Below are 9,161 nucleotides of genomic sequence, written 5' to 3' on the forward strand. Positions count from 1 at the left end.
GCCGAATATACGTGTGCAGTCGGCACGGGCGCCAAAGCAAAAGGGGCTTGCAATGAGGAGGAGTCCATATACGGACATGGAGCGCCAACGAAAGCTCAGTATCGCTATCCGTTGTATAGGCACTTTCCTGAAGAATAGGAAAGCGGGCCTCCTGCAAATTCGCAAAGGAGACCCAGCTCCACGGTCGCACCAGGCTAAGTCCCGCCATACGAGACACTGGACTGATATTTATGACTCATCTGACTAAAATGGCCTTCACCTCCAGCAGATGTTTGCGTAACCGGTCTGCATAATCCTCGGCGACAGCAGCCTGAACGCTAGCGCGATTGGCCAGTGCATGACGCCACTCGGCAATGCGACCAAGTCCATCAAACAATGAATGACTTGGTTCGAATCCCAGTATGTCGAAGTAGCGAAAAACTGGGGCTACAGCAATATCCACCATACTGAACGTCTCGCCAGCGAAGTACGGCCCCTCCATCTTTTCACCGCCAAGTCTCTCCAGCTTCCCCCTCAGCGCTGAAGACTTACCAAGCGCTGTCTGCTGATCCGCTGCGTTCAAATATCCCCATGCATCAGCAAGCATACCAGTGGCGAATTCGATCCAAGCACGGTGTTGAGCACGGAAAATTGCATCTTTCGGGTGCAAAGCGGGCTCCGGATACACCTGTTCGATGTATTCACAGATAGCCACGCTCTCGAAAAGTACGGTCGCTTCCTCATCGCCTTTTTGCACCATTAGAAGCGGGACTTTGCCCGTTGGCGACCTGACCAGAAACCAGTTGGGCCTGTCCTTCAAATCCACATCAACCCGTTGAAATGGAGCCTCTTTTTCGAGGAGTAAAATTGCTACTCGCTGAACAAACGGACAAAGCCCGTGGCTAACAAGCGTGAGCCGTGATTGCGACATTTGAATACCCACTGTTATTTCGACAACACCCGCTTCCGAGCGGGAAGCGGGCTGTATAGAAGCGAAGTTGTGACTAGCCCATTAAAGCGAGCGCCCACCATCAACAATAATTTCCGTTCCGACCGTCCAACGAGACTCGTCCGACGCCAGATAGAGAACCGCCTTAGCTACTTCTTCAGGCGTACCGAAACGGCCAAAGGGTATAGTCGCGGCGATATCTTTGTTGAGCTGCTCGCGATAGGCATCGGGGATACCCAGCTTGTCGTACAGCGGAGTATCGATCGGGCCAGGGCTGATCGCGTTTACACGAACACCACGTGGGAGAAGCTCGCTAGAGAGCGTTTTCGACATGTTCAGAAACGCTGCCTTCGTTGCCGCATAAACGGATGAGCGCGCGGCGCCCAGGTGCGCACTTACCGAGGTGTTAAGAACCACCGATGCAGGATTAGAGAAGGCCGGCAGCAGTGCTTGCAGGAGGAAGTAAGGGCCTTTGACATTGATGTCGAAGGAGCGATCAAACATCTCCTCGTTCCAGTCTTCGATTGGCATCCAGACGGATACGCCAGCATTGAGGAAGGCAACGTCGAGCTGCCCGTAATGAGACTGAACAGCCTGCGCTAGCTCCTGCTGGGCTGCGACACTAGCTGAGTCTGCTCGCAGCACCAGGACTTCGCTACCTAAAATAGCTTGAGCATTTGCCATGGACTCAGGATTAACACCTGTGACGATCACGCGTGCGCCTTCGGCGAGAAATTGCTTGGCGGTCTCCAGACCGATGCCGCTTGTACCGCCAGTGATGAGGGTACGCTTGCCTTGTAAACGGGACATGTAAATTTCCTCTCTTTTGGGGCGGCCAGCCGGACGACTGACCTTCTGAGAGCAACTATGTATTCATGCCAGCGCGCTGATAAGATGGGCAAATAGAATAGATCTCATGCAAAATCTGCATGAAAAGGGGCGTGATGGACCGGTTGTTACTGATGAGCTGTTTTGTACGCGCTGTCGAGACAGGTAGTTTTTCTGCTGCGGGACGTGATCTAGGACTAGGGCAACCGAACGTCAGTCGTTACGTCGCTGCTCTTGAAGACCATTTGCAAACCAGGCTGCTTCACCGATCCACACGAAAGCTGATGCTCACGCCCGAGGGTGAACGGTACTACGCAGATGCGCGGCGTATTCTGGACTCAGTGGAACAGTCAGAGTCCTCACTGAGAGGGAACGTAGCGCCGTCTGGGTTACTGCGCGTCGCTTGCCCGACCGCATTGGCTCACACCTTCATCGTACCGCACGTCGCGAGCTTTCTAGGGCGCTATCCCGAACTGTCGCTCGATCTTCAAATCAATGATCGCTACGTCAATTTAGTCGACGAGGGGGCAGAACTCGCGATTCGTATTGGGCACCTGGAGGACAGTGCAATGCGAGCCCGGCCACTAGCGTGGTTCGAGCGTGTGTGCGTTGCCAGCCGTGCGTACCTAGAGAAACGTGGCTCTCCCTCTTCGCCTGATGACCTGAAGGAACACGACTGCCTCATTTATACCCTCCTATCCACTGGAACCAACTGGCGGTTTAAGGATACTGATGTCCCGATCTCCGGACGACTGCGTGTCAACTCGCCTGAGGCGATACGTGAGTACGTCAATGCAGGATTGGGAATCGCGCAGGGGCCTCAATGGCTTTATGAGGAAGGGCTGAGAAGTGGCAATCTTCAATTGCTGCTTAACGAATACGTGGCGCCACCCGTTCCGATCCAAGTCGTATACTTAGCGAATCGGCTGCTGCCCCAGCGAGCCATCGTTTTCATGGATTTTATGGCGGATGTTTTTGCTGCATTCCATGAGCGCCCTAAATAGCCTCCTAGCCCACGGCCAGGGTGCGAGCGAAGAACCATCAGCATGGCGGCCCCTCGGGCGAAAATCGCTGCACACTCACCATTCTTGCTCGTCAACGGGGCTTTAAGTAGTCACACCGGACTGCAGGGCTTGCCTCTCAAAAGTGTCCTGATTTATTGCCAACGCCGATTCGATACATCTCTAAATCAAAGGTGCAACGCTCATCTCATGCGGTTAAGAAAACGGGGGCAGATTTATTTATTTGGATCACCGACCGCTTCTGGTCCAGAGTGTGTAAAAACGCTTCGCCAAAATTGAAGTGTGCGCGTCTACGTGAAATCTGAAATTTATCGGCACGTCAGCAGATGTGGATTTCGCGTAGAAGCGCGATTTCCAGTCCGGTTTTGAGTATCTGTCGCGCTCAAAAAACGTTTTTACACAGCCTCGGCCGAAAGCAGCAGTTTCCGACTTTCCCCTTCCGGCTAGAATCATTCACTCCACTCCTTCCCATCACAAACAACTAAGTGGCGTTAGCGATATTCGAAGCTATCCACGCTTGGGCTACTTTTATGCAACCAGTCTCTACTGCTCAAGCATCAAACGACGCCAGAGGATCACTGGTGGCGTAACAGGCAGCGCGTCTGTTTGCTGCGCTTCCTGTTTCTGAAACGCTGATGCATTCACTTCGGGCAGCGCGGATGAAGAATGCGTGTTCGCTGAACGTTGCTCAGGCTCGTCAATCGACTCATCGAAAGGCAGCGTAGTCATTTGATCGAAATAACGACTTTGCCCTTGGCGCGTCCCTGTTCGACGTATTTCAGTGCCTCTGCCGTTGAATCAAAGGTGAAGACACGGTCAAGCACCGGTTTGATAATGCCGGCCTCGACCAGCGCGGTGATGTGCTGCAACTGCGCGCCGTTGGCACGCATGAACACAAACGTGTAGCTGACGTCCTGCTTGCGTGCCTTGTGCCGAATACCCAGGCTCAAAAGGCACATGACCTGCTGCAACGGCCAGGACAAACCTTGCTCCTTTGCGAATTGTGCGGTGGGTGGCCCAGAGATGGAAATCAGTTGGCCACCGGGCTTGAGCACTTTGAGTGATTTCTTCAGAACATCGGCGCCGAGGCTATTCAACACCACGTCGTAGCTGTGCAGGACACTCTCGAAGTGCTGCTTTTTGTAGTCGATGACCACGTCAGCCCCCAGCGCCTTGACCCATTCGACATTTGCGGTGCTGGTGGTGGTCGCGACAAAGGCACCGAGGTGTTTGGCGAGCTGGATGGCCACCGTGCCGACGCCACCGGAGCCGGCGTGAATCAGCACCTTCTGGCTCTTTTGCAGGCGAGCGGTTTTCACCAGAACCTGCCAGGCGGTGAGTGCTACCAAGGGCAAGGACGCGGCTTGCGCCATGCTGGTAGTGGCCGGTTTCAGGGCGATCGCGTTTTCGTTCACCGCGATCAACTCAGCGAAGGTGCCGATCCGCGTTTCCGGCGGGCGGGCGTACACCTCGTCACCCGGTTGGAAGCGTGTCACCTTCGAACCGACTTCTCTCACCACGCCCGCCAGGTCATTGCCCAATACCAGCGGAAACGCGTAGGGCAGGATCAGCTTGAATTCGCCGCTGCTGATCTTCGAGTCCAGCACGTTGACGCTGCTGGCATGGACCTCGATCAACACATCGTGAGCACCCACTGCGGGCGCGGGCACTTCGCCGAGGCGTCCGGGTTGCTTGCCATAGCGGTCAATCAGAAAGGCTTTCATCGGGGTGCGGCTCTTGTCGGTTATCAGGAGGGTAGTCGGCGCGTGGTCAGGCATCGAGGAACGCCTGAGCTTTGGCCACAAAATCAGCGTGGTGCTGGAAAATGCCGCCGTGACCGGCATCCTCATACATCACCAGTTCTGCGCTGGGGATTCGCTTGGCCAGCTCAAGCGAGTTGACGCTGGGCACCATGATGTCGGTGTCGCCGTTGACGATCAGCGTCGGCATGCGCAAGCGTTCGAGGTCTTGCAGCGCCTGTTGGCCCCACGCGGTGATGGCTTTCAACTGCCGCAGGAAAGCGCGGGGTGTCGGGCCCTTATCGCGATTGTGTTTGCGTGCTCGCAGGCGCTGCAAATACTGCGAGGCGGATCGACGGCCATTGGCTGTCGAGGTGAAGAACAGGTAGAACTTGGGATCGCGCAGGGTCAGCAAACCTTTGAGGATCAATGGCCACGACACTGCGCCGACCTTGTCGATACCCTCGCCACCGGCCGGTCCGGTGCCGGTCAGAATCAGCCGCCGCACCCGATCAGGCGCCTTCAGGGCGAGGTCCTGAGCGACGAAGCCGCCGAGGGAGAAACCCAGCACATCAACGGTTTCCAGCCCCAGCGCCTGGATCAGCTGGATGGCGTCGTCAGCCATCTCGCCGACGGTCAGTGGCGCGGTTCCACCCGAGCCGCCGATGCCGCGATAGTCGGTGGTAATGACGCGACGGTTTTGCGCCAGACCATCGATGATCGCTGGGTCAAAGTTGTCCAACACCGCGCCCCAGTGGTTGAACAGTACGAGGGGCACGCCGACGCGCGGGCCGATGTCGCGATAGGCGAAGGGAGTGCCGTTGACCGTGATCGACTGGTTCGCCGCATTGATGAACAAAGTTGGCGAAGCGGAAAGGGGATTTGTCTGAATTGAATTCATTGCTGCTCCGGACAGCGGGTCGGATTCGATGCAGTGACTTGGGCCTGCATCGAATCTGCCGCGAGTGCTCGCTACCTAAAGATCACTGTGGGGTCTGGTAGCGCTGGGCAACCGCAGACTGACGGATTTGCCCCAGCAGGCCCTGACGTGCGCCCTGCAGGTCATGCCAGCGCTGCGCCTCGTGCAACGGCGGGATGGTCACCGGTTCACGACGATCGAAACCGACGAGGGCGGCATCCACCAGATCGCCTACCTCCATGATTTCGCTCAAGGTGTTGATGTCGACGCCGGAGCGATCCCAGATTTCCGTGCGGGTGGCTGCGGGCAGCACCGCTTGCACGTAGACGCCCTGAGGCGACAGTTCCAGGCTCAGGCCCTGGGACAGGAACAGGACAAAGGCCTTGGTCGCACCGTAGACCGTCATGCCGAACTCCGGCGCCAGGCCCACCACCGAACCGATGTTGATAATCGCACCGTTGCCGGCCTTGGCCAGGCGTGGAGCGATGGCGCTGGCGAGGCGCACCAGCGCGGTGGTGTTGAGGGCGACCAGTTGCGCCACATTGTCGGTACTTTGATCGACGAAGTTGCCGGACAACGCGGCGCCGGCGTTATTGACGAGGATGCCGATGCGGGCGTCGTCGCGCAGGCGGTTTTCAACGGTGGTTAAATCGCCGGGTTGGGTCAGGTCCGCCGGGATCACATCGACGGCGACGTCGTGTTCGTTGCGCAAGCGCACAGCCAGTGCGTCGAGGCGCGCCTGATCGCGGGCGACCAGGACCAGATCGTGACCGCGTTGCGCGAAGCGCTCGGCGTAGACCGCGCCAATGCCGGTGGAGGCGCCAGTGATCAGAACAGTAGGGCGAGTGCTCATGGGTTATCTCTCTTTCAGAATGTGAGAAACAGAACGCGCTCAGCTTGCGCTGACGCTCGATTCAGCCAGTGTCGGGTAGTCGATGTAGCCTGCCGCACCGCCGCCATAGAGGGTGGCGGGATTGAACGCGGACAACGGCGCGCCACGTTTCAGGCGTTCCACCAGATCCGGGTTGCCAATGAACGGGCGACCGAAGGCGATCAAGTCGGCCTGGTCTTCAGCGAGCTTCGAAGTCGCCAGGTCCAGGTCATAGCCGTTATTGGCGATGTAGGTGTTTTTGAAGCGCTGGCGCAGGGCAGCAAAATCGAAGGGCGCCACGTCACGCGGGCCACCGGTCGCGCCTTCGACGACATGCAGATAAACCACGCCGAGGGCGTCGAGTTGCTCGGCGACGTAGTCGAATTGCGCCTGCGGATCGCTGCTGGATACGCCATTGGCTGGTGACACCGGCGACAGACGCACGCCGGTGCGGTCCGCACCGATTTCATCTATCACCGCTGCCGTCACTTCGAGCAACAGACGTGCACGATTTTCAATCGATCCGCCGTAAACATCGGTGCGCAGATTGGCGTTGTCCTTGAGGAATTGATCGAGCAAATAGCCGTTGGCACCGTGAATTTCGACGCCATCGAACCCGGCGGCGATAGCGTTAGCCGCCGCCTGGCGGAAGTCGGCAACGATCCCCGGCAGTTCGCTGATGTCCAGTGCCCGCGGCTCGGAGACGTCTTCAAAGCGGTTGTTGACGAACACTTTGGTGGCGGCGCGCAGTGCGGAAGGTGCCACCGGTGCTGCGCCGTTTTCTTGCAGATCAACGTGGGAGACGCGGCCGACATGCCACAGTTGCAGGAAGATTTTTCCGCCCTCGGCATGCACAGCATCGGTGACTGCACGCCAGCCGTCGATCTGCGCCTGGGTATAGATCCCGGGAGTGTTCTGATAACCCTGGCCCTGTCGGGAAATCTGCGTGGCTTCGCTGATCAGCAGACCGGCGCTGGCGCGTTGGCTGTAGTAGGTCGCCGCCAATTCGCTGGGGACGAAACCTTGGCCGGCGCGGTTGCGTGTCAGCGGCGCGAGAACGACGCGGTTCGACAGCGTGAGGCTGCCTAGCATGTAAGGGGTGAACAGAGTCTGCTTGGTCATCTGATGAATCTTCCGTGCCCGTTGATGGTGATCGGTGGTGCCTGCAATTAGGATGATGATCGAAATCTAAACTGTCAACGGTTTTGATTATGGTTAACATCTATGTATCATTGGACGCAGGATTTCCCGCTGAACACGAGGTATTGCACGTGAGAGTGACCAAGGCCCAGGCGCAGGCCAATCGAGAGCACATTGTTGAAACAGCCTCAGAGCTGTTTCGTGAGCGCGGTTTTGACGGCGTCGGTGTGGCGGACCTCATGGCGGCTGCCGGTTTCACCCATGGCGGCTTCTACAAGCACTTCGGGTCTAAGGCCGATCTGATGGCCGAAGCTTCGGCGTGCAGTCTGGCCAAATCGCTGACAGGCGCCCAAGCGCTGGATGTTGCGGGCTTCATCAACGTCTATGTGAACAGAGAGCATCGCGACGGGCGTGGCGACGGTTGCACCATGGCCGCGTTGGGCGGCGACGCGGCGCGCCAGTCGGATGAGGTGAAAGCAACGTTTGCCGAGGGCATTGAACACACCCTGCAAACTCTGGGCGAGAAATACCCTACAGGGCCTGATGCCGAGGCGGGTGAGGGGCGAAAGAAGATGATCGACCTGCTGTCGCGGGCCGTCGGCGCGATTATCCTGTCGCGTACCTGCCCGGATGATTCCGCCCTGGCGGACGAAATTCTTGAGGTGTGCCGCGCGGAAATGTTGGCTTCGTTGCCGGTCGATTAAGTTGAACCTATGTTGAGCGGAGATTAATGCAAAGCGCGAGCTGGCTATCTGTGCAATAAAAACACGCTACAAACTTTTTGACTCGTTTGTTTCGAGTGGGATGGGTTGTGTTGCGAAATGAGAGGGTTGCGGAAATGACCAAAAAGATGCGGAAACGATCCGGAAAGGTCGACGCAGAAATCTCAAACCCCAGAAACGACAAAGCCCTGAATAATCAGGGCTTTGTCGTACATAAGATGGCGGAGGCGATGGGATTCGAACTCATGGACCTGTTACAGTCGACGGTTTTCAAGTCCGAGATACAAGCGCCCGTAATTCGTGACCTGTAGCTTGTTTTCGTTCTAATACGATCATTTTTTGGTTCCGCTGGAGGCCACACTTTACAAGGGGTGGCATCAGCGTTTTGTAACGCGTTTTTCCGTTATTTTGACAGCTTCGCAATGGCGCCGATACGACGGAAAACACGTTCAGTTATGTCGCCCTCGGTATGCCCGAAGAGCAGGCTCGCTTCTGACCTAGAGCGGTCACTCATGAGGGGCCACCTTCGACCCAGACTGTGTGAAAACGCATGCACCGGATCGGGCCGACGTCGGGCATACTCAGCAAACGACCATCCATATCATCGTCAAATTCAGCAGATTAAACGAAGGGGGGCGAAAACGCCCCCCTCGCCATCAATCCGAACTTTTACGAAGCCACTTGATCCGCGCCACCGCGTGCGTAGGCCCGCGATTAGTGCGCACGGCGACTAACTTTAGTGAGTAGCACTATCTACTGGGCAAGAGAACGTTGTTTGGACCTCCAATGTCCGCGTTTGATAGTTAGATGCCGCCGACGCGATGTGTACTTCGACCAGGTTATTCGGCGTATTTGAGGTCTTGATAAATGCCAAATCATTGGGGCTGACAAAAATATTGTAGCGGGTCAATTGCCAGGTTCCATCGTTTTCGCAACCGAACGTGGTCGGCACCTCTAAAGTGCGAGTTTGATAATTGGATGTCGCCGAAGCA

9 protein-coding genes are annotated in these 9,161 nt (G+C 56.9%); 2 read left to right on the top strand and 7 right to left on the bottom strand.

The annotated features are described in order from the left end of the window. Positions 1–235: 235 nt before the first annotated feature. Positions 236–922, bottom strand: coding sequence for a glutathione S-transferase family protein (locus tag AC07O1_RS29360; RefSeq protein WP_495091070.1), 687 nt, complete (start codon positions 920–922; stop codon positions 236–238). Positions 923–991: 69 nt separating this feature from the next. Next, positions 992–1,738, bottom strand: a complete 747-nt coding sequence (locus tag AC07O1_RS29365) for an SDR family oxidoreductase (RefSeq protein ID WP_495091071.1) — start codon at positions 1,736–1,738, stop codon at positions 992–994. Between the two features lie 134 nt (positions 1,739–1,872). On the opposite strand from AC07O1_RS29365, the gene AC07O1_RS29370 reads away from it, so the two are divergent. Further along, a complete protein-coding gene (locus AC07O1_RS29370; RefSeq protein ID WP_493061744.1) occupies positions 1,873–2,760 on the top strand; it encodes a LysR family transcriptional regulator in 888 nt (295 codons plus the stop codon). A 743-nt stretch (positions 2,761–3,503) separates the two neighbouring features. On the opposite strand, the gene AC07O1_RS29375 is transcribed toward AC07O1_RS29370, so the two are convergent. The 4 genes from AC07O1_RS29375 to AC07O1_RS29390 form a co-directional block, all read right to left on the bottom strand. Further along, on the bottom strand, positions 3,504–4,502 hold the full coding sequence (locus AC07O1_RS29375; protein WP_495091087.1) for an NADP-dependent oxidoreductase: 999 nt from the start codon (positions 4,500–4,502) through the stop codon (positions 3,504–3,506). A gap of 46 nt (positions 4,503–4,548) precedes the next feature. Further along, the gene (locus AC07O1_RS29380) at positions 4,549–5,418 is read right to left on the bottom strand and encodes an alpha/beta fold hydrolase (RefSeq protein WP_495091072.1); all 870 of its coding nucleotides are present in this window, start codon (positions 5,416–5,418) and stop codon (positions 4,549–4,551) included. An 82-nt stretch (positions 5,419–5,500) separates the two neighbouring features. Next, on the bottom strand, positions 5,501–6,289 hold the full coding sequence (locus AC07O1_RS29385) for an SDR family NAD(P)-dependent oxidoreductase (RefSeq protein ID WP_123425921.1): 789 nt from the start codon (positions 6,287–6,289) through the stop codon (positions 5,501–5,503). A 39-nt stretch (positions 6,290–6,328) separates the two neighbouring features. Then, positions 6,329–7,429: an alkene reductase gene (locus tag AC07O1_RS29390; RefSeq protein WP_495091073.1), complete on the bottom strand. Its 1,101-nt coding sequence runs from the start codon at positions 7,427–7,429 to the stop codon at positions 6,329–6,331. 149 nt (positions 7,430–7,578) lie between these two features. Between AC07O1_RS29390 and AC07O1_RS29395 the strand changes: the two genes are divergently transcribed. Further along, positions 7,579–8,151 (top strand): TetR/AcrR family transcriptional regulator, encoded by a 573-nt coding sequence (locus AC07O1_RS29395; RefSeq protein WP_495091088.1) that lies wholly within the window; start codon positions 7,579–7,581, stop codon positions 8,149–8,151. 754 nt (positions 8,152–8,905) lie between these two features. Here the strand turns inward: AC07O1_RS29395 and AC07O1_RS29400 are convergent. Next, the coding region (locus AC07O1_RS29400; RefSeq protein WP_495091074.1) for a hypothetical protein at positions 8,906–9,161 on the bottom strand (256 nt) is incomplete at its 5' end.

It is taken from the genome of Pseudomonas sp. GW821-FHT07G10 (assembly GCF_059418545.1).